21 protein-coding genes are annotated in these 25,588 nt (G+C 57.0%); 17 read left to right on the top strand and 4 right to left on the bottom strand.

The genetic code is table 11. The features are described from left to right. Positions 1-264: 264 nt before the first annotated feature. Both gap and UR289_RS06635 read right to left on the bottom strand, forming a co-directional pair. The gene (gap, locus tag UR289_RS06640; RefSeq protein WP_320709514.1) at positions 265-1,275 is read right to left on the bottom strand and encodes a type I glyceraldehyde-3-phosphate dehydrogenase; all 1,011 of its coding nucleotides are present in this window, start codon (positions 1,273-1,275) and stop codon (positions 265-267) included. Positions 1,276-1,353: 78 nt separating this feature from the next. Continuing rightward, positions 1,354-2,334 (bottom strand): GlxA family transcriptional regulator, encoded by a 981-nt coding sequence (locus UR289_RS06635; RefSeq protein WP_221702194.1) that lies wholly within the window; start codon positions 2,332-2,334, stop codon positions 1,354-1,356. Between the two features lie 149 nt (positions 2,335-2,483). Here UR289_RS06635 and UR289_RS06630 point away from each other — a divergent pair, with 149 nt between their 5' ends. Next, positions 2,484-3,455, top strand: coding sequence for a fatty acid desaturase (locus UR289_RS06630; protein ID WP_320709511.1), 972 nt, complete (start codon positions 2,484-2,486; stop codon positions 3,453-3,455). Next, complete coding sequence (locus UR289_RS06625) at positions 3,448-4,206, top strand: phosphate/phosphite/phosphonate ABC transporter substrate-binding protein (RefSeq protein WP_320709509.1); 759 nt, start codon at positions 3,448-3,450, stop codon at positions 4,204-4,206. Before UR289_RS06630 ends, UR289_RS06625 begins: the two co-directional genes overlap by 8 nt. Here UR289_RS06625 and UR289_RS06620 read toward each other — a convergent pair. Together UR289_RS06620 and UR289_RS06615 are read right to left on the bottom strand one after the other, a co-directional pair. Continuing rightward, complete coding sequence (locus UR289_RS06620) at positions 4,185-5,081, bottom strand: LysR family transcriptional regulator (RefSeq protein WP_048980939.1); 897 nt, start codon at positions 5,079-5,081, stop codon at positions 4,185-4,187. The genes UR289_RS06625 and UR289_RS06620 overlap by 22 nt on opposite strands. Positions 5,082-5,103: 22 nt before the next feature. Then, the gene (locus tag UR289_RS06615; RefSeq protein WP_320709507.1) at positions 5,104-7,392 is read right to left on the bottom strand and encodes an FdhF/YdeP family oxidoreductase; all 2,289 of its coding nucleotides are present in this window, start codon (positions 7,390-7,392) and stop codon (positions 5,104-5,106) included. A gap of 1,002 nt (positions 7,393-8,394) precedes the next feature. Here UR289_RS06615 and UR289_RS06610 point away from each other — a divergent pair. The 15 genes from UR289_RS06610 (at position 8,395) to UR289_RS06540 (ending at position 25,587) form a co-directional block, all read left to right on the top strand. Next, the gene (locus UR289_RS06610; protein ID WP_033145802.1) at positions 8,395-8,889 is read left to right on the top strand and encodes a hypothetical protein; all 495 of its coding nucleotides are present in this window, start codon (positions 8,395-8,397) and stop codon (positions 8,887-8,889) included. A 23-nt stretch (positions 8,890-8,912) separates the two neighbouring features. Continuing rightward, entirely contained in the window at positions 8,913-9,416 is a 504-nt protein-coding gene (gene tssJ / locus UR289_RS06605) for a type VI secretion system lipoprotein TssJ (protein WP_047652274.1), read from the top strand. Positions 9,417-9,444: 28 nt separating this feature from the next. Continuing rightward, complete coding sequence (tssK, locus tag UR289_RS06600; protein WP_320709505.1) at positions 9,445-10,788, top strand: type VI secretion system baseplate subunit TssK; 1,344 nt, start codon at positions 9,445-9,447, stop codon at positions 10,786-10,788. A 17-nt stretch (positions 10,789-10,805) separates the two neighbouring features. Beyond that, positions 10,806-12,044 carry a DotU family type VI secretion system protein gene (locus tag UR289_RS06595; protein WP_033145801.1) on the top strand — a complete coding sequence of 413 codons (1,239 nt, stop codon included), beginning with the start codon at positions 10,806-10,808 and terminating at the stop codon, positions 12,042-12,044. A gap of 2 nt (positions 12,045-12,046) precedes the next feature. Continuing rightward, positions 12,047-15,667: a type VI secretion system membrane subunit TssM gene (tssM, locus tag UR289_RS06590; protein WP_320709503.1), complete on the top strand. Its 3,621-nt coding sequence runs from the start codon at positions 12,047-12,049 to the stop codon at positions 15,665-15,667. Positions 15,668-15,683: 16 nt separating this feature from the next. Next, positions 15,684-16,400, top strand: coding sequence for a type VI secretion system-associated protein TagF (tagF, locus tag UR289_RS06585; RefSeq protein ID WP_023312158.1), 717 nt, complete (start codon positions 15,684-15,686; stop codon positions 16,398-16,400). 11 nt (positions 16,401-16,411) lie between these two features. Next, positions 16,412-17,428: a type VI secretion system protein TssA gene (gene tssA / locus UR289_RS06580; protein WP_320709500.1), complete on the top strand. Its 1,017-nt coding sequence runs from the start codon at positions 16,412-16,414 to the stop codon at positions 17,426-17,428. A gap of 75 nt (positions 17,429-17,503) precedes the next feature. Beyond that, positions 17,504-18,028 carry a type VI secretion system contractile sheath small subunit gene (gene tssB, locus UR289_RS06575; RefSeq protein ID WP_008502644.1) on the top strand — a complete coding sequence of 175 codons (525 nt, stop codon included), beginning with the start codon at positions 17,504-17,506 and terminating at the stop codon, positions 18,026-18,028. A 3-nt stretch (positions 18,029-18,031) separates the two neighbouring features. Beyond that, a complete protein-coding gene (gene tssC / locus UR289_RS06570) occupies positions 18,032-19,531 on the top strand; it encodes a type VI secretion system contractile sheath large subunit (protein ID WP_014884232.1) in 1,500 nt (499 codons plus the stop codon). A gap of 367 nt (positions 19,532-19,898) precedes the next feature. Further along, positions 19,899-20,288, top strand: coding sequence for a T6SS amidase immunity protein Tai4 family protein (locus UR289_RS06565; protein WP_048980953.1), 390 nt, complete (start codon positions 19,899-19,901; stop codon positions 20,286-20,288). A gap of 179 nt (positions 20,289-20,467) precedes the next feature. Then, complete coding sequence (locus UR289_RS06560; RefSeq protein ID WP_008502640.1) at positions 20,468-20,950, top strand: Hcp family type VI secretion system effector; 483 nt, start codon at positions 20,468-20,470, stop codon at positions 20,948-20,950. A 593-nt stretch (positions 20,951-21,543) separates the two neighbouring features. Continuing rightward, a complete protein-coding gene (locus UR289_RS06555; RefSeq protein WP_033145794.1) occupies positions 21,544-22,533 on the top strand; it encodes a hypothetical protein in 990 nt (329 codons plus the stop codon). Continuing rightward, positions 22,527-22,943: a hypothetical protein gene (locus UR289_RS06550; protein ID WP_033145793.1), complete on the top strand. Its 417-nt coding sequence runs from the start codon at positions 22,527-22,529 to the stop codon at positions 22,941-22,943. Before UR289_RS06555 ends, UR289_RS06550 begins: the two co-directional genes overlap by 7 nt. 86 nt (positions 22,944-23,029) lie before the next feature. After that, a complete protein-coding gene (gene tagH, locus UR289_RS06545; RefSeq protein ID WP_320709496.1) occupies positions 23,030-24,793 on the top strand; it encodes a type VI secretion system-associated FHA domain protein TagH in 1,764 nt (587 codons plus the stop codon). Then, the gene (locus UR289_RS06540; RefSeq protein WP_014884226.1) at positions 24,790-25,587 is read left to right on the top strand and encodes a PP2C family protein-serine/threonine phosphatase; all 798 of its coding nucleotides are present in this window, start codon (positions 24,790-24,792) and stop codon (positions 25,585-25,587) included. Before tagH ends, UR289_RS06540 begins: the two co-directional genes overlap by 4 nt. Position 25,588: the final 1 nt, after the last annotated feature.

The following is a 25,588-nucleotide window of genomic DNA, read 5'->3' as shown; positions in this document are numbered from 1 at the left end:
TGCAGGGTGTATCATGGTCTACGCTATCGTCTAAGGACAGTGATCGGACTCGCACTTTTAAACGTAAAGTAAAGAATAAACATTAACCTATTTTCTAAGTTAATTGGTGCGTTTTTATAATTGATGCGATGAATTAGAAAGAGTTAAATAAACTTGAGATTATTGAGAATTATATATTCAGCGAGGAATGGGGAGATATTACTGGATGATGACATAATTTGTAGGCCGGGTAAGCGCAAGCGCCACCCGGCATCACGGTAAGACTTACAGCCCTTTCTTATCCATCCACACCGCCAGATCCACCAGACGGTTTGAGAAGCCCCACTCGTTGTCGTACCACGCCAGGATCTTCACCATGTTCCCGCCAATCACCAGCGTGGAAAGCCCGTCGATAATCGAGGAGCGTGGGTCGCCCTGGTAATCGCTGGAGACCAGCGGTTCATCGCTATAGCCCAGAATGCCTTTCAGAGGCCCGCTGGCGGCCGCGTTGCGGAACGCGTCATTCACCTCTTCGGCGGTTACGTTACGGCTCAGCGTTACCGTTAAATCCACAATCGACACCACCGGCACCGGCACGCGCAGGGAGTACCCGGTCAGTTTGCCGTCCAGGGAGGGGATCACTTTCCCCAGCGCTTTTGCCGCGCCGCTGGAGTAAGGCACAATCGACAGCGCCGCCGCGCGCGCGCCGCGCAGATCTTTCTCCGGCTGATCGTGCAGCGCCTGGCTGTTGGTGTAGGCATGCGTGGTATTCATCAGGCCATGCTCAATCCCGAACTGCTGATGCAGGACCTGAGCGGCCGGCGCCAGGCCGTTCGTGGTGCAGCTCCCGTTACTCACCACCGCGTGACGGGCGGGATCGTACTGCTCGTGATTAACCCCCATCACAATCGTCAGGTCGTCGTTCTTCCCGGGGGCGGAAATGATGACGCGCTTAGCGCCGCCGTGGGTAATATGCACCGCCGCTTTTTCCCGCTCGGTAAAGAAGCCGGTGGCCTCAATCACCACGTCAACGTCGACGTCACGCCACGGGATATTCGCCGGATCGCGTTCGCTAAATACGGCGATCCGCTGCCCGTCTACCTGCAGCGCGCCGTCTGCCGCTTCAACCGGGGCGGGAAGCGTGCCCAGAAGGGAATCATGCTTCAGCAGGTGGGCGAGGGTTTTACTGTCCGTCAGATCGTTAATGGCCACAATCTGCAGATCCGGGTTACCCAGCGCCGCGCGCAGGAAATTACGTCCGATACGGCCGAAACCGTTAATACCGACCTTAACCATGGTGCACTCCTTATCTCTGTTGTCTGGAGTCACTGTAGGCGTCGGGCCGATTGGCGTAAATGACAAAAAAGGATCAGATTACGCCATCTTGCGGCAGTGGAAGCGCTGGCGGTACTCGCCGGGCGTGAGGTGAAGCTGTTTCTCAAAGATGCGGCGCAGGTTAATGCTGGTGCCAAACCCGCTTTGCTCGGCAACGCGTTCAAGGGAGTCATGGGTCTGCTCAAGCAGCTGGCGGGCCGCGGCCAGACGCGCTTCGGTAACGTAGCGGGCCGGAGAAACTCCCGCGTCTCGGGTAAACACGCGGGTGAAATTACGCGGGCTCATCGCCGCTTTCTCGGCCAGATTTTCCACGCACAGGTCGGCGGTGAGGTTTTGCAGGATCCAGGTTTGCAGTTCGCTTATCGGGCCCGATGTGCCGGGCTGCTGCAGGCTGTAACGGCTGAACTGCAGCTGGCCGCCGGGACGGCGCAGATACATCACCATATCCTGCGCCACGTCGCGGGCGAGGGTAAATCCGTAATCGTCTTCCACCAGCGCCAGGGTCAGATCGAACCCGGAACTCACGCCGCCGGAGGTCCAGATGGGACCATCCTGAATATACAGCGGACCGCCTTCGACGTGGATAGCGGGATACTGGGCTTGCATCGTCTCCAGTAGCCGCCAGTGGGTGGTCGCGCGGCGACCGTCCAGCAGGCCGGTCTGGGCCAGCAGCATCGCGCCGCCGCAGATAGAGGCTACCCGCCGGGCGTGCGGCGCAGCGAGGTGCAACCAGTCCACCACCGCCGTGCTCTCCAGCTCGTTCATGCCGCGTCCGGTGATGATAATGGTGTCCAGCGGTTCACGCGGATCCAGCTCCGGCAGGCGATAGTCCGCCAGCAGATTCAGGCCGGACTGGCCGTGGATCACCTGGTGAGGCTGGGTGGTGGCGATGATAATCCGGTAGCGGGGCTGCGCAAGACCTTCCGGATGCAGCCGGTTGGCCTGCATCAGAATGTCGGCGATACCGGCGGCTTCAAACAGCATGCCGCCGTCGGGAACAATAATCAGGATCTTCTTCATGTCCTGAAAAGTACCTTTATCACAGAATAAGTCAAGCGACGCGTGCGCCCCACGTTTCTGGCAAAGCAAAGCGATTTAAGTTCTTTGTTATTTCAGTCGTTATCCCCGATCGTCAAAGAATTATCTCTGGCGAAACGGCGTCTGAAGGAATGAGTCAACGAAGCTCCCTCTATTTACATCCGCAACAACGCGAACAAATCCGCCACCTTGCATCGGGTTTTTTATGGCGCAGCGAACTGCCCACGTGGCTGTTGATTATCACGATTTATGCAGGCTGGTTTGCCACGCTGGCGTTCTGGCAAACGCTCGGCCTGCTGCCCGCCACGCTGCTGCTCATCGGGTTTACCGCCTGGTACATGTCCCTGCAGCATGAGCTGATCCACGGGCACCCCACGCGTTTTGCCTGGCTCAACCAGCTGTTCGGCACGCTCCCGCTGGCGGTCTGGTATCCGTATGGCCTGTACCGGGACTCCCATCTCGCCCATCATCGGCACCATAGCCTGACCCATCCGGTGGATGACCCGGAGTCATACTATTTTACCGACGAGAGCTGGGCGCGCTTTTCCCCCTGGCAGAAACGTATGATTCGGGCGCGGAATACCTTCGCCGGGCGGCTGGTGCTGGCCCCGCTGCTGGATATCCTTCAGACGCTGGGCAGCGCCGCGGCGGCGTTTCGTCACCTTCAGCTGCGGGCGATGGCGATGTGGCTGATTCACGTTTTGCTGCTGGTGGCGCTCTTCGCCTGGATGACGCGTACCGGTTTTTCACCCGTCTGGTTCGTGCTGGCCGTCAGCTATCCGGCGCTGGCGCTGACCAAGATCCGATCGTTTTTCGAACATCGCGCGGCGGACGACCCGCTGGCGCGCTCCGTGATTAACGAGGCCGGGTTATTCTGGCGGGTACTGTTTTTGAATCTCAACTACCATTCAGTGCATCACGATCTGCCGGGCGTTCCCTGGTACGGGCTGAAGGCCATCTACCAGCAAAACCGGGAGGCGTACCAGCAGCGAAACCACGGTTTTCTCGTCAGGGGCTATGGTGAATGGCTGCGTCAGTTCTGGGTGAGACCCGTCGACGTCACCGTTCATCCCGCAAAACAACAGGGGGAAGGGTATGAGTAACCTGCTGGCGTTTCCCATGTATGCCGTGGATCGCGCCGACACCCGCGCGCTCTGGCTGGCAGTAAAGGGGCTGCTGGCCGCGCGCGGTGTGTCCGTCGATCGTGACCCCGGCTGGCCGGAGTCTGACCTGCTGACCCACTGGCAACAGCCAGCGCTTATCCTCAGCCAGACCTGCGGTTATCCGCTGGTCACGCAGCTCCCGGACGTGCAGGTGGTCGGCTGTTTTCACTACGCGGCGCCGGGCTGCGAAGGGATCCAGTACCGCAGCTTTCTGGCGGTGCGCGAGGAGGATCGGCACCTGACGCTGGCGGGTTTTCGCGGACGTCGGGCGGTCTGTAATTCCCCGGATTCCCAGTCCGGCTACAATGCGCTGCGGAAAATAGTGGTTCCCCTGGCGAGCGGCGGTCCCTTTTTCGCGCAAACGTCCTTCAGCGGCAGCCATCGCCAGTCGCTGATTGATGTGAAACGCGGGGCGGGGGATATTGCGGCCATCGACTGCGTGACCTGGGCACTGCTGCAGCGCCATGAGCCGGAACGCCTTGCGGGACTGGCGGTCATTGGCCGCACCCCGCTGACGCCGGGACTGCCGCTGATCACCTCGCCTAACACCTCGCCTGAAACGCTTAACGCCATTCGCGATGCGCTTCACGAGCTGGTGGATGCGCCGGAATTCCGGGAGGTGCGCGACGCGGTGCTGATCGGCGGTTTTAGCGTGGTGACGCGCGAGGCCTACGCCTCATTGTCCGCGTGATAAATCTCCTGCGCGTCGGTAAAACAGCGCAGCGCCAGCGAGGAGACGGGCTTCTGCCTGCGCATAATCAGGCCGACGGGAGCCTCAATGTTCGCGTCGGCGATGGGGACAATCCTGAAGTTGCCGTTCAGTGCCTCCAGCCCGTTGTTCAGCGGCATCACGGCGCAGCACACGCCGCTCTGAACCGCCTGAATGATCTGGAACGTCGAGTCGCTTTCGAAAACGGACGTGGGTTCGATGCCGGCAGATTTAAAGCTGGCCTCCATATGCGCCCGGTAGTGCATCCCTTTGGTCAGAAACCCCAGCGGAAAATCCGTCAGGTCGTGCCACGTCAGCGCTGCCTGGCCGAGCTGGAAATGGCGGACGTCGTGCAGCAGGCCCATCTTTGTTTTTGGCAGCTGGATAATGTCAAACAGGCTGGTGTCGATGCTGTTGAGGTAGCAAATTCCCAGCTCAAGCTGATTGCGGCTGACGCCGTCGGCGATCTGCGCTGAGGACATGGAATAGAGGCTGTAGGTCAGCTCCGGGTATTTTTGCGTTAGCTGGCGAATAAAGATCATCGGATCCACGCTCGCCAGCGGCACCATCCCCAGACGTAATTCGCCCACCACCTGGCCTTTGCACAGCGCCGCTTCCGCCTGTAACCCGTCGTGTGCGGCAAGCAGGGCGCGGGCCCACGCGAGGATGCGTTCCCCCTCCGGCGTAAACCCTTCAAAGCGCTGCCCGCGCACGATCAGCACCAGCCCCAGCTCCTCTTCCAGGCTGCGGATGCGCATGGAGAGGGTCGGCTGGGTGACGTTGCACTGCGAGGCCGCTTTACCAAAGTGGCGGGTCTCATCGAGTGCGATTAAATATTTTAACTGTTTAATATCCATCATTATCTCTGCGCGAGCAGCCTTACAGCATGCGGATCTCTTTCGAGCGCAGGGTGATGCGAACCGGAACGGATTTATACGACGGCGTACCGCTGTCCTTATCCAGATAATCAAGCGGTACCAGCACGTTGGCCTCCGGGTAATAGGCGCCGACGGTGCCCGGCGCGATGCTGTACGCCACCACGGTAATGTCCTTCAAACGCTGGACGCTGCCGGGGAGGGCGGTTTCGATATCCACGCGGTCGCCGTGTTCCAGGCCTGACTGCGCCATATCGTCTTCGTTCATAAACAACACGTCGCGGCGGCCAAACACGCCGCGGTAGCGGTCGTCCAGCGCGTAAATGGTGGTGTTGTACTGGTCGTGGCTGCGCAGCGTGATTAACCGCAGAACGTGCTCACCTTCGCCGCTGGCGTTCTCGTGAACGCCGTCGAACACCGAGAACATCGCTTTTCCCGTCGCCGTTGGCCAGATGCGTTGCGTCGGCGGCAGCGGCATGCGGAAGCCGCCGGGAACGCGGATCCGCGCGTTGTAGTTCTCAAAGCCCGGAATGGTCTGCTCGATCAGATCGCGGATCCGGTCGTAATCTTCTACCAGCGTCAGCCAGTCAACGCGGGTTTCCGGCAGCGTGGCTTTCGCCATGCCGGCGACGATAGCGGGTTCCGAACGGAGCAACGGCGAGGCGGGCTTCAGCTTGCCGGATGAGGCATGCACCATCGACATGGAGTCTTCGACGGTAATGGACTGACGGCCGGTGGCCTGGAGATCCAGCTCGGTGCGGCCGAGGCACGGAAAGATAAAGGTCTCTTTGCCCACCAGCAGATGGGTACGGTTGAGCTTGGTCCCGACGTGCACGCTCAAATCCAGGTTACCCATCGCCGGAAAACCCCGCTCGTGATCGGGCATCGCGACGGCAAAATTACCCCCGAGGCAGATGAACGCCTTCGCGCGGCCGTCGATCATCGCCTGCGTGGCCTGCACCGCATCGTGTCCGTGGTGAGACGGCGGCTCAAAGCCGAAAACGTCCTTCAGACGGTTCAGGAAGGCCGGGGTAGGCTTCTCGCTGATCCCGACGGTGCGGTTACCCTGAACGTTAGAGTGGCCGCGCAGGGGGCAGATTCCCGCGCCGGGCTTGCCGATGTTTCCGCGCAGCAGCAGCAGGTCAGCAATCAGGCGGACGTTTGCCGTACCTTTATTGTGCTGGGTAATACCCATCCCGTAGGTAATGATGGTGGCATTTGATTTCGCATAGGCGTCGGCCACCTTTTTGAGCGCCGCCTGGCTCAGGCCCGACTCGCGCTCGATCTCGTCCCAGCGGGTTTGCGCGATATCGGCGGCGAAGTCCTCAATGCCCTGGGTGTGTTCGGCAATAAACGCATGATCCAGCACGTCACCGCGTTCGGCCTCCATTTCCAGCAGGTGTTTGGCAATGCCTTTCAGCGCGGCGGCATCGCCCCCGGCCTTCACCTGGAAATAGGTCGAGGCGATATCCGTTGAGCCGTAGGTCGCCATTTCAATCACGCTTTGCGGATCGGCGAAGCGTTCGAGGGCGCGCTCGCGCAGCGGGTTAAAGACGATAATCGGCACGTTGCGACGGGCCAGCTCATGGAGAGTCCCCATCATTCGCGGATGGTTGGTGCCGGGGTTGTGGCCGATGGAGATCACCAGCTCGGTCTTATCGAAGTCGTCCAGCGAGACGGTGCCTTTCCCGATGCCAATCGAACGCGGCAAACCGACGCTGGTGGCCTCGTGGCACATATTCGAGCAGTCGGGGAAGTTATTGGTGCCGTATTCGCGAGCGAACAGCTGGAACAGATACGCCGCTTCGTTAGAGGCGCGTCCGGAGGTATAGAACTCGACCTGGTCCGGTTCGAACCCGCGCAATACTGCGCCGATGCGTTGAAACGCCTCTTCCCAGTCGACGGGCCGGAAGGTATCGCTTGCCCGGTCATAGCGCAGGGGATGCGTCAGTCGACCGTAGCCTTCCAGTTCAAAGTCCGATTTTGCCAGCAGCGAGGAGACGCTGTTTTCGGCCAGAAACGCGGGGGTAACGCGTTTGCTGGTCGCTTCCCAGGTCACGGCTTTGGCGCCGTTCTCGCAGAACTGGAACGTCGACTTGTGTTCTTTATCCGGCCACGCGCAGCCCGGGCAGTCAAAACCGTCAGGCTGGTTGGTGCGCAGCAGCGTGGTGGGTGCGTCGAGGGTATCCATTTGGGTACGTACCGCGATGGCCGTCGCTTTTAACGCGCCCCAGCCTCCGGCAGGACCGTCATAGTGTCTGATACCCGGCACCGAGCGTCTTTTCTTATTCATACCCACTCCTGATTTCTTCGGTCACACAACGTCTGAACCCATAAAAACGCTGCAAAGGACAATAAGTGAAAGCGATGACGACCGGATGACTATGCGCATGCGGTGTAGAAAAATGCTTTATCTTAAATTCGTTTTATTACAGCGATTTATCAGATCTGATGTTTAAATATTTAAAGAAATTATAACGAAATTTTATCATTTTAATAATAAATATTATCTATCACACGGTAGGCAAGATAGATGGGGCGAGCAGGAGAGGATGTAGCAACAATAAAATTTCGAATGAATGCTGCGGGCGGCAGCAATAAACACGCGTCGCAGCTGGCGGGCCATTGCGAGCATTTTTTGGCGGCGATAATGTCAGGATGGTTAACTCAGGCTTAATGATTAAAGGATAAAATTCAGGCCTGGTTAGGTAATTGTCGCAACGCGAAATATAAAGTTATTTTGAGGCGTAAAATTAACGTCGTGCAACATAAGTGAAATAGTCACATTCACGTTAACGCGTGCATTCAATATTAAAGTTACCCTGATAGTGCAACAAATAATTCATCTTTCATATATTCTGCAGACCTCACCAATACGCGAATTCTACTAATTATGGTAGTGGCGATAATAGCCGTATTGCGTTAATGAAAGTGGTTCTCTTTTGTGTTTTTTGTATATAAAACAAATGATTGCAATGTTGTGTGGCTAAGAAATAAAAGGGCGTAGGTCATATCGGGTTTTTTCATAGGATTAATCCTATAATTTTCCGACTGCTTCATTTACCAACAGTTACGTACCGGTAAATATTGAATTGAGACGAAGCTCATGTAAACTTGTTTACCGTTTGTCAAAATATGTCAGGAAGACACTGGGCCTTATTCTGAAGGGCTCGTGCGGTAGCTATGCCCTTAAAATAGTAACGCCCCGAAAATATCCTGGCTATTTTAACAATAGCACCTAAGTCAAACTTCACTCCCTTATCTTCATCATCGAAATATCGCTACGGAAAAGCATATGAAAATGCGCGTACTGTTTTCACTTCTGTTTGTAATGGCGGTGGCGGGCTGTAAAGCGCCGCAGAAACCTGTGATCAACGACGATACGATCGAGACCAGCCAGGTCAACGGCGTGACCTTAACCCACCGTCACGCTGTGACGCCGCCGGCGGAGTTCAACCCGGTCAACGAACCGTATCGCGCCATGTATCCAGCCTCCCTGATGAGCCGTCCTGACTTCGGCGGCAAAGTTATCCGCACTCTCGACACCGGAAAAACGTACGTGGTGCTGGGTCAGGTTGAACATTACTGGATGGCGCTTGCCGATGAAGGCAACGATCAGCTGATTGGTTACGTCCCGATGCGCGCGGTGATCAAGGCCGACCTGTACGACGCCGCCGTGCGTAAACAGGCCATTCGTCCGAAGGCGCGTAAAAAAGCGACCTGTGTCGACGTCGATGGCAACAGCAAAGCCTGCAAAGACAGCGCTAACGGTACCTGGATCCTGAACTAAACGGCTTGCATGAGCGCATTTTTATGAATAATAAAAATTTTCATAAGCTGTGGTTATTCTTTTACGCGGTGATTTTCGCCCTGGTCAGTGGTTGTACGTCGTCTTCACACAGCGACCCCTCCCGCTACAATCTGCAGTTTCAGGCTCATCCACAAATCAACGAATCTGCGCCGCTTAAGGTCCGGGTGTTGTTGCTGAAATCCGATGCGGATTTCATGTCCAGCGACTTCTACTCCCTGCAGAACAACGCGTCAGCCACGCTTGGCGCGAATCTGCTGAACAGCGACGTGTTCTTCCTGATGCCGGGACAGCTGTCCAAAACCCTCAGCGGGCAAAGCTCTCCGGAGGCCCGCTACATCGGCGTGATGGCGGAGTATCAGGTGCTGGATGGCAAAAAATGGCGCGTTTCACTCCCTCTGCCTGTGCCTGGCGAAAATCATATCTACCAGTTCTGGAAATGGTCCGCGGATGAACTTCAGGCCAACGTTTTTCTCGACGTGAACGGCATTCGGGTCATCAGCCAGTAACGCGCTTCAACACAGGAAACACATCATCATGACGAAAGCAGAAAAGGTCGTCTGGAGCGAAGGCATGTTCCTGCGTCCACACCATTTTCAGCGGACTGAAAGCTATCTGCTCAACCATGTTCGTGAATGGGGTGCGCTACAGCGATCGTATCTCTGGGGCTTTCTTGACGTGGAACTGGATGAAGCGATGCTTCGTCAGGGATGCATTGCCCTGAGCTACTGCAGCGGCTTGCTGCCGGACGGCACCTTTTTCCAGGTGCGTAACGGGCGCAACGGTCCTGCGCCGCTGAAAATTCCTGACAATCTCACCAACGAAAAGGTGGTGCTCGCGCTGCCGGTTCGTCGTGGCGAGAGAGAAGAGGTGATTTTTAGCGAAGAGCCGGCCTCGCTGGCGCGCTTCATCGCTTTCGAGCAAGAGGTGGAAGACGACAACGCCATGTCGGTGGGGGATGCCACCGTCCAGTTTGGCCGTCTGCGTCTGACCCTGATGCTGGAAAAAGACCTCACGGCAGAATGGACCGCCATCGGCGTGGCGTTTGTGACGGAGAAACGTAACGACAACCACGTGCGGCTCGATAACAGCTACATCCCGCCGATGCTCAACGCCAACAACAGCCCGCAGATCTACAGCATGATCAACGATCTGCACGGTCTGCTGGTCCAGCGCAGCCAGCAAATTGGCGGTCGTCTGCGCCAGCCTGGCCGCTTTAACACCTCCGAACTGATTGAGTTCACGCTGCTGTCGCTGGTTAACCGTCATCTGGGCGAGGTTTCTCATTTAAAAACCCTCCCGCTGCTGCATCCGGAAACGCTCTGGCGCAGCTGGCTGCCGTTTGCGACCGAGCTCGCCACCTGGACGTCGCAGCGTACCGCCGAAAGCGTGCTGCCGATTTACGATCATGACGATCTGGCTAACTGCTTCAGCAAACTGATGCTGATGCTGCGTCAGGGACTGTCGCTGGTGATGGAAGACCACGCAATTCAGCTGCCGCTAAACGAACGCTCCCACGGCCTGAACATCGCCACGGTGCCTGAAACCAGCATGGTGCGCGAGTTCGGCTTCGTGCTGGCGGTTAAAGCCAATGTGCCAGGCGAACACCTGCAAACCCATTTCCCGGCGCAGATGAAGGTCGCGCCGGTCTCGAAAATCCGCGATCTGGTTCAGCTTCAGCTGCCGGGCATTATGCTGCGCGCCATGCCGGTCGCGCCGCCGCAGATCCCGTGGCATGCCGGCTACAGCTACTTTGAACTGGAGAAGGGCAGCGAGCTGTGGCACGAGATGGATAAGTCCGGCGCATTCGCCCTGCATCTTGCAGGGGAGTTCCCGGGGCTGGATATGGAGTTTTGGGCCATCCGTAGCCCGACAGAATAATAAAGCGAGCGCTTAATATGCAGGAACGACAGGACACCGGCAGTGATGCCGCGTTTACCGGAGCCAGTAGCAACAACCAGCTGGTGGCGGCCGCCAATCCGCTGCTCAACGCGATTCCGCAGATCCGTCATTCGGTCTCCCATGACGATCAGGTGGCGTTACGCCAGCGTCTGATCGATGAGATTCGCCGTTTCGAAGTCCGCTGTCAGCAGGCGGGGCTGCCCTACGAAGTGATCGTCGGGGCGCGTTACTGCCTGTGTACGGCGCTCGATGAGGCCGCCGCGCTCACCCCCTGGGGCAGCAGCGGCGTCTGGTCAAGCAACGGTCTGCTGGTGACCTTCCACAACGAAACCTGGGGCGGCGAGAAGTTCTTCCAGCTGCTGGCGCGCCTGTCGCAGAACCCGCGCGAGCATATCCTGCTGCTGGAGATGATCAACTACTGCCTGCTGCTGGGCTTCGAAGGACGCTATCGGGTGCTGGATAATGGCCGCACGCAGCTTGAAACCATCAAGCAGCGGCTGTGGCAGATGATCCGCGGCGTGCGCGGCAGCTATCCGCCGCCGCTTTCTCCCCATCCGGAAGATCGTCCGGTGCTGCGCAAGCTCTGGCGGCCGATGGTTCCCCTGTGGGCCTGCGTGGCGCTGGCCGGGTTTATCGCCTGCCTGTTTTATATCGTGCTTAACTGGCGCCTTGGCGATAACACCAACCCGGTGCTGGCGAAGATTTATCAGTCCCAGCTGCCGGAAACCACTATTCAGCAGCCGGCCCGTCAGCTTCCGGCGGTGCTGAACCTGCGCGGCTTCCTGAAGCCTGAAATCGAGGCGGGCCTGGTCGCGGTGAAAGACGAAGCGGATCGCAGCGTCGTGATCCTGAAGGGCGACGGGCTGTTTGCCTCTGCCTCTACCGTCGTGCGTGACCGCTATGAACCGGTCATCAACCGCATTGCGCAGGCGATGAATAACGTCAGCGGCAAAATTCTGGTGGTGGGCTACAGCGACAACGTGCCGATCCGCAGCGCGCGCTTTGCCTCGAACTATGAACTCTCTCTGGAACGCGCCCGCTCGGTACAGAAAATGCTGCAGGGAAGCCTCTCTCAGCCTGGCCGCGTGAAAGCGGAAGGGCGGGGCGAGATTAACCCGGTGGCGCCGAACACGACGCCTGAAAACCGCGCCCGTAACCGCCGTGTGGAAATTACTCTGCTGGTGTCGCCTGAAAACACTCAGGCTGAGCTGAACGGATTGCCGCAAGGAAACTAAGGATGCTGACTACACTTCTTTCCATCTTGACCAACCGCATTCTGTGGAGCTTCCTCGGCGTAACGGCGCTTGCGGCGGTGATCTGGATGATTGGTCCCCTGTTGTCCATCGTGGACACCCGACCGCTTGAGTCTGAGCAGAACCGCATTATCAGCATTGCCGTGGTCTATCTGCTCTGGGCGCAGGGCCACATTCTGCCGCGCCTGTACAATGCCTGGCTGAACCGCAAGCTGATGGACAAGCTCAAAGAGAACACCGCCAGCCCGGAAGCGGCGGATCCGCAGAAGCGGCTGAACAGCGAGGAGCAGATCCTCGCCAGCCGCTTTGATGAAGCCGCGCAGATGCTTAAAAAAGCGCACTTCAGCAAAGCGGGCCAGGGCGCCCAGTGGACGCAGCGCTTCAGCACGCAATATCTCTATCAGCTGCCGTGGTACGTCATTATTGGCGCGCCGGGATCCGGTAAAACCACGGCGCTGGTTAACTCCGGGCTGCAGTTCCCGCTGGCCGATCGCTTCGGTAAAACCGCGCTGCGTGGCATTGGCGGCACGCGTAACTGCGACTGGTGGTTTACCAATGAAGCGGTGCTGCTGGACACGGCGGGCCGCTACACCACCCAGGAGAGCGAGCAGGTGCAGGACGCCGGCGAATGGCTGGAGTTCATGGGGTTACTGCGCAAGTATCGCCGCCGCCAGCCGATCAACGGCGTCATCATCACCATCAGCATTTCTGACCTGCTCACCCAGTCCGCCGAGGCGTCCCGTCAGCAGGCGGTGAACCTGCGCCAGCGTCTGTCCGAGCTGCATGAACAGCTGGGTATTCGCTTCCCGGTCTACGTGATGGTGACCAAGGCCGACCTGCTTAAAGGTTTCCGCGCCTGGTTTGCCGACTACGACAAAGCGCAGCGCGACCAGATCTGGGGCTTTACGCTGCCGTGGGAGCAAACCAAACACGCCGATTACGACCTGATGGGCAACTTCCAGCAGGAGTTTTCTCTGCTCCAGCAGCGCCTTGATGCCGGGCTGCCGGAAACCATGCTGAAAGAGCATGACGCGAAAACCCGCGCTGAAGCATATCTCTTCCCGCAGGAGTTCGCCGCGCTGCGTCCGCTGCTGGCGGATTACCTGAGCACGGTCTTCGCCCGCTCCAACTTCGAAACCGAGTTCTCTCCGCGCGGGATCTACTTCGCCAGCGGGACGCAGGAAGGTATGCCGTTCGACCGCGTGATGGGCGAACTGAACCGCGCGCTGTCGCTGCCGGAAGGGGGAGAGGCGGATAACTGGGATTCGGTCAGCAAAGAAGCGCCTATCCCGGGGGCAAAAGGCCAGAGTTTCTTCATTAAGAACCTGCTGCAAAACGTCATCTTCCAGGAAGCCGGGATCGCGGGCGAAAACCGCTGGTGGGAGCTGCGCAACCGGGCGGTGATCTGGTCCGGCTACGCGGCGCTGCTGGCCCTGCTGGTCATCCTCGGCGGTCTGTGGCTGACCAGCTATGCCAAAAACAAGGCCTATCTGGAAGAGGTGGATGCGAAGGTGCCGCTGCTGGACCAGCAGAGCAAAGCGCTGCAGAACCAGACCCAGCGTGACCTGTTCGATCTGCTGCCGCTGCTGAACGGTCTGGTTGACCTGCCGAAAAGCGACGCGTTTGATGTAAACGATCCGCCCCTATCACGCCGTATGGGGCTCTACCGCGGAGATGACGTCAGCGATGCCTCGCAGTCTCTGTACCAGAAAGCGCTGGATCAGATGCTGTTGCCTGCCGTCGCTATGCACATCACCACCTGGCTGCGCAACGACAACGGCAGCGACGTGGAATACAGCTATGAAGCGCTGAAAGCCTATCAGATGCTGTATCAGCCGAAGCACTACGACGGCAAATTCCTGCATTCGTGGGTGATGCTCAACCTGCAGCGAAATCTGCCGCAGAACGTCACGAAGGCGCAGCTGCAGCAGCTTGAATGGCACCTGACGCAGCTGCTGGAACCGAAAATCCAGGCCTCGCCGTACGCGCAGGATGAATCCCTGGTGGCCCGCGAAAGAGCGATGATCAATCAGCAGCCGCTCTCCACGCGCGTATACGGTCGTCTTAAACGCCTTCTTGAACATGATGATAACCTCAAGCCGGTCTCCCTTTCCGACCTGGGCGGACCGCAGAGCGAGCTGGTGTTTTCACGCAAAAGCGGCAAGCCGGTGAGCGAAGGCGTGCCGGGTCTGTATACGCCGGACGGCTACTGGAAAAGCTTTAACGGCCAGATTGACAGCGTAACCACCGCCCTGCACGAGGACGATGCCTGGGTGCTGGGGGCCGCGACGGCGCAGGAAGATAAACAGCAGATCGATAACGCCGTGCGCCAGCTCTACATGCGCGATTTTATCGCGAACTGGGATCGCTTCCTCGCCGACATCCAGCTCAATAACAGCGCCGATCTTTCCCAGCGCATCAACACCGCGCGCCTGCTCTCCGGCGCAAACTCGCCTCTGCGCCGTCTGGTGCAGAACCTGAGTCAGGTCCTGACGCTGTCACGCAATGCGCCAGCGCCGGAAGATGCGGATAAAGCGCAGGCGCAGAGCAACCGCGCCACCCGTACGCTGGAAGCGCTGTTCAGCAACAATGACGCTGCGCCGACCCAGGCCGCCGTGGTCACCCAGGCGCCGGAACAGCTGGTCACCGACCACTTCGCGCCGATGATTGAGCTGGCGCAGCCGCTGGAGAAGGGCGGGAAGACCATCGTGTTTGATGATTTTCTCAAGCAGGTGGATGAGCTCTACCGCTACCTGACCGCCGTCCAGGACGCGGCCAACAGCGGCATGCCGGCACCGGGCGGCGAGGCGATCAGCCGCCTGCAGGCCAGCGCCGGTCGCCTGCCGGGCGGGCTGCAAACCATGTTCAGCAATATGGCGGTGGGCGCCAGCAGCGATACCCAGCGCCGCGACCTCGAAAACGTGCGGAAGCGGATTAACGTTGAGGTGGGCGGATTCTGCCGTCAGGCAATCGCCGGCCGTTACCCGCTGGTGCGCAGCGCCAGCACCGAGGTCACTCCTGACGATCTCGCGCGCATGTTTGCGCCGGGAACCGGGCTGATGGACGCTTTCTTCCGCGACAATCTGACCAATAAAGTGGATACCACGCAGGCAAACTGGCGCTTTATGCCGGGCATCGTCGGTAAAACGCTGCCGGGAAGTGAAGGGTTGCTGAGACCGTTCCAGCAGGCCCAGTCGATTCGCGACGCTTTCTTTGCTAATGGCGCCACGACGCCCTCCTTCAAGGTGACGGTTCGCACCGTGCGAATGGATAACACCATTCTGAACCTGACGCTGGACGTCGACGGCCAGCTGCTGCGCTACAGCCACGGTCCGCAGGCCGTACAGATCATGAACTGGCCGGGGCCGGGCGGCACTAACCAGGTACGCATGCAGCTGGGGCTGGCGAACGGCAGCACGGCGACGCTGGTCACCAACGGTGCCTGGGCGCTCAACCGCTTCTTCGATAAAGCGAGCACCAGCCCGGGCGCGGGTAGCCTGAGCCGTCAGGCCACCTTCAACGTCGACGGACATCAGGTCACGCTGGAGTTTGCGCCAAACAGCATTCGTAACCCGTTCCAGCTTCCCCGTTTCTCATGCCCATAACCGCAAGGACAGCCGTATGACGAATACCCCTGCGATGAACCGCTACAGCTGGTATGGCAAATTACCCAGCGCCGGAGATTTTTTGCAGCGTCGCTTTCCTGACACTTTACAGCGCCAGTGGTCACACTGGTTCCAGGTCGGCCTGCTTGCCTGGCAGCAGGAAGAGCAGCGCAGCGGCGAGCGCCAGTTTCACAAAGCGCCAGTCTGGAATTTTGTGGTACCGCCCATGCTGGGCAGCCAGATGATCCAGATGGGCTGTCTGCTGCCCGGCCGCGACAGCGTTGGCCGACAGTATCCGGTTTGCCTGCAGCTGAGCTTCGCCCCGTCAGAGTGGTCGACCAGCCTGCTCAGCCAGGCCGAAAGCTGGTACCAGCAGATTGGGCGCCTGGGGCTGCACGCGGTGCGCAACAGTTTTTCCGCCTCACAGCTGGATGAGATGCTGATGACCATTCCGGCGCCGCAGCCCGTCGAGCCGCAAAAGCGTTCCGACATCCTTGATGTGATTGGCTATGACGAGGATGGCCAGAGCACGCTGGGCTGGCCTCAGGCGGCCGAGTGTTTTGATCCGCTGCGCCAGACCAGCTACTGGTGGACCAACCGCTGCGACGGCTACCCGCTGTACACCCACGTGCACAGCGGTAACTTTACCGGGCAGCTTTTCACCCTGCTGTTCGACCCGGCAGGGGGCGCCCGTCCGGGGCGTCACGGTCTTTATCCGCCCATGTTTGAATAAGCAGGGATCTTATGAATATCGAAGAATTTCTCGCGCCAATCAGTCCCGAAAAACCCTGCGGCGAAAACCTGGAGTACGACGCCGACTTCCAGATCATGAATCAGGCAAGTCTTGGCAAAGCGGAACAGCAGTTTGGCGACACCATTATCCCGGCAGAGCCCGCTGACTGGAACACGGTGGAAAAATACGCCACCAGCCTGCTGACCCGCACCAAAGATCTTCGCGTGCTGCTGGCGTTAACCCATGCCTGGACGCGCCGCCGCGGGCTTGCGGGCTACGCGGACGGATTGTTGCTGGTGCAGGAGGCGATCGCCCGTTACTGGGAGACGCTCTATCCGCTGCTGGAAGAGTATGGCGAAACCGATCCGTTCTACCGCATTAACGCCCTGGCAGGGCTGAGCGATAAATCCGACCTCACCGTCGCCGTGCGAAACGCCTCGCTTCTGCGTTCAAACGGCGATGAAATTTCGCTCCGGGATGCCCAGGCCCTGCTGGACGGCAGCAAGACGGAATGCCCGGACTATCCCGGCGGTCGTCCACGGCTGATTGACGAGCTGGCCCGCGGCGACCAGCCCGGCACCGCCGCGGTTATCGTCATTAACGAACGTTTGCTGGCGATTCGCGAGCTGCTCTCCGGGCATCTCGGTGAAAGCGGCGTGCCCGAGATGGAACAGCTGCTGAAAACCGTCGGGCTGGTCGCCAGCGCGTGTCAGGTAACCGACATCAGCAAGCTGCTGCCGAACCGTGAGGCGCAGGCAGAACCCCAGGCCGAGCAGCAGTCGACGGCAGCGCAGCCCGTTCAGCCGGTCGCCGACTGGCGAAGCGTGCAGATCACCAGCCGCGCCGACGCGCAGCTGATGCTGGAAAAAGCGAAGCAGTATTTTGCGCAGTACGAACCGAGCCACCCCGCACCGCTGATGATTGAACGGGTGCAGCGGCTGTCAGAACTTAACTTTATGGACATTATTCGCGACCTGGCGCCAGACGGCGTTAACCAACTTGAAAACATCTTTGGGCGCCGCGAATAACGCGTCCAGGCATTATGACGACAGGCATGGAGCCTGCCGTTTCACCTTCACCGCGCATCTTTGATGGAGAACATCATGGCAATGAGTAACAGTGGGCAGAAATTCATCGCACGTAACCGTGCCCCCCGCGTGCAGATCGAGTACGACGTAGAGATCTACGGTGCAGAACGTAAAATTCAGCTGCCGTTTGTGATGGGCGTCATGGCCGATCTGGTCGGCAAACCGGTAGAAAATCTGCCGGCCGTCGACGAGCGTAAATTCCTCGAAATCGACATCGACAACTTTGACGAACGCATGAAGGCGCTGAAGCCGCGCGTGGCGTTCCAGGTGGATAACACCCTGACCGGCGAAGGCAAGCTCAACGTGGATCTGACCTTCGACAGCATGGACGACTTCCTGCCGGATGCGGTGGCCCGCAAGGTCGAGCCGCTGAACAAGCTGCTGGAAGCGCGTACCCAGCTCTCCAACCTGCTGACCTATATGGACGGCAAAAACGGTGCGGAAGAACTGATCGCTAAAATTCTGCAGGATCCGACGCTGCTCAAATCCCTGAGCCAGTTGCCGAAAAATGACGAAAGCGCGAAAGGTAGCGAGGAATAATCGATGAGCAACCAGACTCAACAACACGAGCAGCAGGCGGGTCAGGCGTTCAGCCAGGATGAATTCAGCGCGCTGCTGAACAAAGAGTTCCGCCCGAAAACCGATCAGGCCCGTTCAGCCGTCGAAAGCGCGGTCAAAACGCTGGCGCAGCAGGCGCTGGAAAATACCGTCACTTTCTCCAACGACACCTACCGCACCATTCAGAACCTGATCGCCGGTATCGACGAGCAGCTGTCGCAGCAGGTAAACCAGATCATTCACCACGAAGAGTTTCAGAAGCTGGAGAGCGCCTGGCGCGGTCTGAGCTATCTTGTGAACAACACTGAAACTGACGAGATGCTGAAGATCCGCTTTATGAGCATCTCCAAGCAGGAGCTGGGCCGCACCCTGAAGCGCTTCAAGGGCGTGGGCTGGGACCAGAGCCCGATCTTCAAGAAAATCTACGAGCAGGAGTACGGTCAGTTCGGCGGCGAGCCGTTTGGCTGCATCGTGGGCGACTACTACTTCGACCATAGCCCGCAGGACGTTGAGCTGCTGGGCGAAATGGCGCGCATCGGCTCTGCGGCGCACTGTCCGTTTATCACCGGTACCGCGCCGGGCGTGATGCAGATGGAGTCCTGGCAGGAGCTGGCTAACCCGCGCGACCTGACCAAGATCTTCCAGAACACCGAATACGCGGCCTGGCGTTCACTGCGTGAATCCGAAGATGCCCGCTATCTGGGCCTGGTGATGCCGCGCTTCCTGTCGCGCCTGCCGTACGGCATTCGCACCAACCCGGTCGACAGCTTTGACTTTGAAGAGCAGACCGACGGCGCGAACCACAACAGCTACTCCTGGGCGAACGCCGCGTATGCGATGGCCGCCAACATCAACCGCTCCTTCAAAGAGTACGGCTGGTGCACCTCGATTCGCGGCGTGGAGTCCGGCGGGGCGGTGGAAAACCTGCCGTGCCACACCTTCCCGAGCGATGACGGCGGCGTGGACATGAAGTGCCCGACCGAGATCGCCATCAGCGATCGTCGTGAAGCTGAGCTGGCGAAAAACGGCTTTATGCCGCTGGTTCACCGCAAAAACTCCGACTTTGCCGCCTTCATCGGCGCGCAGTCGCTGCAGAAACCGGCCGAGTACCACGACCCGGATGCCACCGCCAACGCGCGTCTGGCCTCTCGTCTGCCTTACCTGTTCGCCTGCTGCCGCTTTGCGCACTACCTGAAGTGCATCGTGCGCGACAAAATCGGCTCCTTCCGCGAGCGCGAAGAGATGGAGCGCTGGCTGAACGACTGGGTCATGAACTACGTCGACGGTGACCCGGCGAACTCCTCTCAGGAGACCAAGTCCCGTAAACCGCTGGCGGCTGCGGAAGTGCAGGTGCAGGAGATTGAAGACAACCCGGGCTACTACGCCGCGAAGTTCTTCCTGCGTCCACACTACCAGCTGGAAGGTCTGACCGTTTCCCTGCGTCTGGTTTCTAAACTGCCGTCGCTGAAGACGAAAGATGCGTGATGAGTGTAGCCGGCCCATTGGGCCGGCTACTTTTCGGTCAATACGAGATAGCTAATGAATTTGACAGTGAAAGCGTTGATACGAAAATTCATCAGCTATTTAGCCATTTATACGTTGCTAATAATTTCATTCATGTTGTTTGTGACGGTATCCGGCTACTATCTGTTTATCTTTGACTGGCCGGCAGAAGTCCCGCGAATCGCAATGCATGGATTTTTATGCACTGGACTTAATGCATTAGCGATAGGGATATACGTTGTCGCAGAAAAATGGAAAGAGGAAAGTTAGTATTTTACGCGGACTGATGCGCTGTGGGTCTTATGGCAAAGGATATAAGGTGAAACGTTTATGTTTTTTCCTCGTATTTATGACTTTTTATGTGTATTCCGGAAATAACTATCCTGATTTTTATCAGCAGCAAACATACCGGCAGGTTTTAAAAGATTTTGTTCTGGCGCGCTGCCTGGCGCAGGTAGCAGATAAAGGCAGCCAGTTTTCTGCTGATGCTGCCCGCAGTGCGAGTGCATTCATTGAGTGGATTCCTTTTGATGCTGAAAATGGCACTGAGAAAATGGATGCGCTCATTGGAAAATACAAAGATCACATTAACGGCTTTCATGCCGAACGAAAGCCCGATGTAAAAGGCGTTACGTTAAATTGCCTGCGTCTTTATCATAGTGACGAACTTAACAAGCTGGTACCTCAATTAATTATCGGAAATCCTGATCGCACCTGGATTCAGGATAATCCGCAGTAGTAAAGACTTCACATTCTTTCCGTTCATTCAGGGGGAATGTAAGACTGTCAAATGACACGGGTCATTTGATATGAGGCAGAGGTAAAATATGGACGGTTTTATTCAGCCCCATGCTTTCCTGTTTGCCATATAAGTGCTTTTTCGAAAGCAATATTGTTCATCCACGAAGAGTAGATATTATGGCTATTGATATGTTTCTGAAGGTCGAGGGTGTTACGGGCGAATCTAAAGATTCTAACCACACCGGCTGGACTGATATTACCTCCTTCTCCTGGGGCGCTTCCCAGCCAGGTAATATGAGCGTTGGCGGTGGCGGCGGTGCCGGTAAAGTTAACTTCAACGACCTGCACGTTAACGCGCTGATCGACAAATCCACCACCGCTATCCTGAAACACTGCGCCAGCGGCAAACACCTGACCAAAGTTGAGCTGTCCGTCTGTAAAGCCGGCGGCCAGCAGGTGGAATACTCCCGCATCACGCTGGAAGATGTGCTGGTCACCTCTGTTCAGTACACCGGTGCTGACAACGGCGATACCGTTGGTGTGACCTATGCATTCCAGGCTGCGAAAGTGAAACAGCAGTACTGGGAGCAGACCACGTCTGGTGGTAAAGGTGCTGAAAGCAGCGCTGGCTGGAACATCAAAGAAAACAAAGAAGCGTAATTGCGTATGTGGCCGGGGAGTTTTCCCCGGTCATTATGATTGCTTCACTATTCGGGGCGTATTTGCGATGGAAAGAGCGTTAACGGTTATACCCATTGTATTATCATGTAGCGCCTGCATATCCCACCCTGCTCAGTTTCAGAGTTTAACTGTTAAGGTGGAAAAAAATGCACCCTGTTTTGGCGTTTCGAATGACACTGAACCAGGTGAGGTTGTGCTAGTTTATGAACCCTCTATATCTCGACGTGCAGGTAACGAATGGGAAAGCATCTTCTCTCCAGGAGCATTTCCTTCCAGCCGCTTTTTGAAATCTGAAGAGTGCCTACGCTGGGATAAAGTAGACTGGCAGTCAGGGGAGTATGATGTGGTATTACAATCGAGAAATCATAATACTATTGTTCGATATGCTACTCGCTTTATTCTCAGTATAAATTCCAGAGGCGAATTATCGCTGGTTAGAATAGAATAGGAGCGTTTTCAAATGTTGATGTTTTTAAGAAAGTGTCAACCTTTGGATATTAATTCAACTCCGTTTTTATTTAAATGGGTATGCTTATTTGTGAGCGTTTTTGTAAAAATCAAAGGGAATGAATATGGCTAGCCAATCATTAGTTAATCCGGGATATTGTATTGTTCAGCAACCCGGAACCCTGGATTTCCAGACAAGGCTTTTATTCAACGATCCAAATAGTGATGCTGCACGTTATTTCATGCAGGTTAATAGTGATGTGCAGTGGTCAAAACCTGGGCAGATGTTGATTCTTGGTGCACCGGGAAGTAATAATTCTGTGCAGCTTAAGCAATTACAGCTCGCTAAAAAGAAAGTCAACGGTGCTCTGGCCGATCTTAATTCTGGTGAAGCGAATTTCTTTAATCAACATTTTAGTACCATAGCTGCAGTCACTAATTTTATGGATAAGTCCCTTGGTGTCGTTGCTGATGCAGGTGAAAAATATTTTAGTGAAATAGAAAAAAAACTTAAATCCATTGAATTGGCTTACCAGAATCAGTACAGAGCACAAGGGACATTGATAAGCCAACAGTTTTTTGTTGAACGTCAGCGCCTCTTTTCTGAGTTGGATAGTTTATTAAACAAATTGTCCCGACTGACCTTAAAGATGAAGCCCTATAACGAATTGAAGCATGCATTAGGCTTGTCAAGCAGATCCATTGTACATGAATGGAGTACAGCCGGGGTCGCCTCTATTCGTGGTTATTCAACTTATATCGATAATGCCTCTAAGGCCGCTCGTTTTCTTAAAGCGGGAGGGTGGCTTGCAATAGGTTTTGCAGGTGCAAATACCACTAATGAAGTTTACAATGCCTGCACCGTAGGACGAGAGCAGAGTTGTTCTAAAGTCGCTGTGAAAAAATACAGCAGCTTTGGTGCAAGCCTGGCAGGGGGTATTTACGGTGGTAAATACGGAGCAATGGCAGGTGCTGGTGTATGCGTTGCGCTTGGTGTTGCGACGGGGGGCGTAGGACTGCTCGCCTGCTCTATTGTTGGGGCTGCTGCAGGTGGATACGTTGGTGGCGAGATAGCGGGCGGAGCGACTGAGTATATGATGGATAAAATATGGTGAATATAGAGAATTTATCATTATTTCTTATCGTGGTTTTATTGCTGGTTGTTGTAATTATGGATTTGTTCAGTTCTCGTTATTTCAAAAAACACGAGGCTGATTATAATCGGTTGCTTTCAGACTATCGGCGCAAGGGATATGATCTGGATCTTGTAACCAACTATGCTTCTTTTTTTGGTTCGCTGGCCAATTATCAAAAAATAATCTGGTTTGTTCGCCTTTATAAAGGCGTTGAAATGAAATTCACGCGTGAAAGGCTTGTTCAGGAAGATGCTTATAAATATGTACAGTCGTTACCTGAAGAAAGAATTGGTTGGATGCTAAAATTACATCGCCGTTATAAGTTACAGGCGTTAATATTCACTCTATGGCTCATTGTTGGATTATATTTTATCACCTTCATTAAATAGTTTTGATATTCAATTTCTCAAACGCCGCCGTTCTCGCCCCGAGAGCGGCAGCGTTTGAGCGCTAATCATACCAGCAGGAATACGCCATGCGATTCACGATTATTTCTACGAAACCCGGTCATCAGCCGCCGCAAAGCAGCTGTGATTTTTACGCCCCGGGCGGCACCATTGGGCGCGGTACGGATAACAATCTGGTGTTGCCGGACAATGACCGCACCATCTCTCGTCTGCAGGCCATTGTTCACGTTGACGCCCAGGGCGAATGCCGCGTGACCAACCGTGGCAGCGTCACCCGCGTGGTATTAAATGACATTCCGCTGGAGCGAGGGCGTCAGGTTGAGCTGCAGGATGGCGACATTCTCGGTATTGATGACTACCGCATCGAAGTGACCGAACTGATCCACGATACGCAGCCCGTGAGCCGTATGGCGGCCAGTATGCATCAGCAGGCGCGTCCGGCAGCCGCATCCGCGCCCGCTGCGCAACCGAAGCCGGCGAGTGCCGCACCGCGCGGGAAGGCCGAGCCAACCGCCGTGCCAACGGAGATCTGGGATAGCCTGATGCAGGAGTTCTCCATCTCTGACAGCATCTCCAGCAATCGTACAAAACCGCAGCCTGCTCCATCGCACGATCCGTTCTCCCAGCCTGCGGCCCCGGAGCGTAACGCGGAAGATCCGCTGGCGATGTTTAACGACAGCGATCCAAAGCTCGAGCGTAAGAATGTCGACCCGGACACGCTGTTCAGCGACGAAGCGTTGTTCAAAAAAGAGAGTATTTTTGACGACGTCACCCCGTCAACGCTGGTGCCGCCGGGCGAGAATAGCCCCGTGAAGCCAGAAGACGAGGCGACGGACGAGCTCGATCCGCTGGCCCTGTTTGGCGGTAAGGCCAGCGCGCCAGCCGCGCGTAATGACGACCCGCTCGGGCTGATGGGCGGCGCGCCATTAACCCATCCGGATGACATTATTGCCGAAAAGCCTGCGCCAGTGCCGGAACCCGAGCAGGAAGAGGACGTGCTGGCCGATTCTCCGCTGTTCGCCCCTGAGCCGCAGGAAGAACCGCGTGCTGAAGAAGAGCCCGCGCGGCCGGATTACGCAGGCTTCACTATGCCAACGCCACAGGCCGTTGCGCGCAGCAGCGCTCAGGCCCCGAAGGGCCGCCTGCGCATTGACCCGGTCAATAACGCCGCCGCCCCAAGCGCTACGGCAAACAGCGGTGAGAAGGGCGAAGTGCTGCAGGGCGAGCTGCTGGAGGCGCTGCTGGAAGGCATGGGGCTGAGCGAAATGCAGCCCGTCCCGCAGTTTGATCGTGAAAATATGCGTCAGCTCGGGCAGATCCTCGGCATGTTCTCTCAGGGGACCGTGGCGCTGCTCTCCTCGCGCTCCATCCTCAAGCGCGGCGTGAAGGCCGATATGACCATGGTGCTGGACGATGCCAACAACCCGTTCAAGCTGTTGCCGACCGGCAAAACCGTGCTGATCCAGATGTTCGGCACCCCGATGCCGGGCTTTATGCCGCCGACCAAATCCGTGCGCGACGCGCTGATCGACCTGCAGGCGCACCAGCTGGGCATGATCTCCGGTATCCGCGCCATCATTGCCGCGATGCTGCAGTCCTTTAACCCGGAACAGCTGGAAGAGCAGGCGAAGCAGAACGGGATGACCTCGCGTCTGGCGCTGCCGGGCAGCCGCAAAGCCGCCCTGTGGGACTATTTTGTGCGCAGCTATGGCGAAACGGCTGGCGAGATTGAGGATGATTTCCACACCCTGTTCGGCGAGGCCTTCCTTCATGCGTACGACATGGAGGTGAATCAGTACAAAGACTCACAGAGCGGATCGGAAGACAAATGAATATCGCAACGGCTTCTCTCTCCCGCCAGGGGACGCGCGCCAGCAACCAGGATCAGACGGGAGAAACCATAGGGGAACGTTCAGCCTGCTTTGTCGTCTGCGACGGCATCGCGGGCCTGCCGGGCGGTGAGGTGGCTGCAGAGCTGGCCCGCAACAGCATTATCTCCCGCTTCGATGGCGACAAACATCTTAATGCGCAGCATATCCGCGACTACGTGCAGACGGCTAACCGCACCATCCTCAGCGAACAGCAGGCCGTTCAGGACTATCGCCGGATGGGCACGACGCTGGTCAGCCTGTTCATTGACCGTGATTACGGCCTGGCCTACTGGGCGCACGCCGGAGACAGCCGCCTGTACCTGTTTCGCCGGGGATGGCTGTGGCATGTGACCACCGACCACAGCCTGGTGCAGCAGATGAAAGACGCCGGGCACCAGACCGACAACCTGAACAGCAACCTGCTCTATCTGGCGCTGGGAATTGAAAACGGCGGGCCGGAAGCGAGCTACAGCGACGTGGTGCAGGTTGAAGACGGCGATGCATTCTTACTCTGCACCGACGGGTTCTGGCACGGCGTTAGCGAAGAGCAAATGAAGCAGTCGCTGCATATGGTCAATACGCCGCAGGAGTGGCTGACCTTAATGAACCAAATCATTCAAAAGAATGGCGAACAGGAGGGGAATGCTCAGGATAACTATACTGCCCTGGCGGTATGGATGGGCAACCCTCAGGACACCACTTTGCTGCACACCCTCTCTGACGCAGCGCAATTTCTTCCCTGCGGAACTGATTAGA

The organism is Enterobacter sp. 302C9 (genome assembly GCF_034106085.1).
Classification (GTDB): domain Bacteria; phylum Pseudomonadota; class Gammaproteobacteria; order Enterobacterales; family Enterobacteriaceae; genus Enterobacter; species Enterobacter asburiae_B.
Note: the sequence above shows the minus strand (reverse complement) of the source record. Positions and strands in the feature narration are given on the sequence as shown.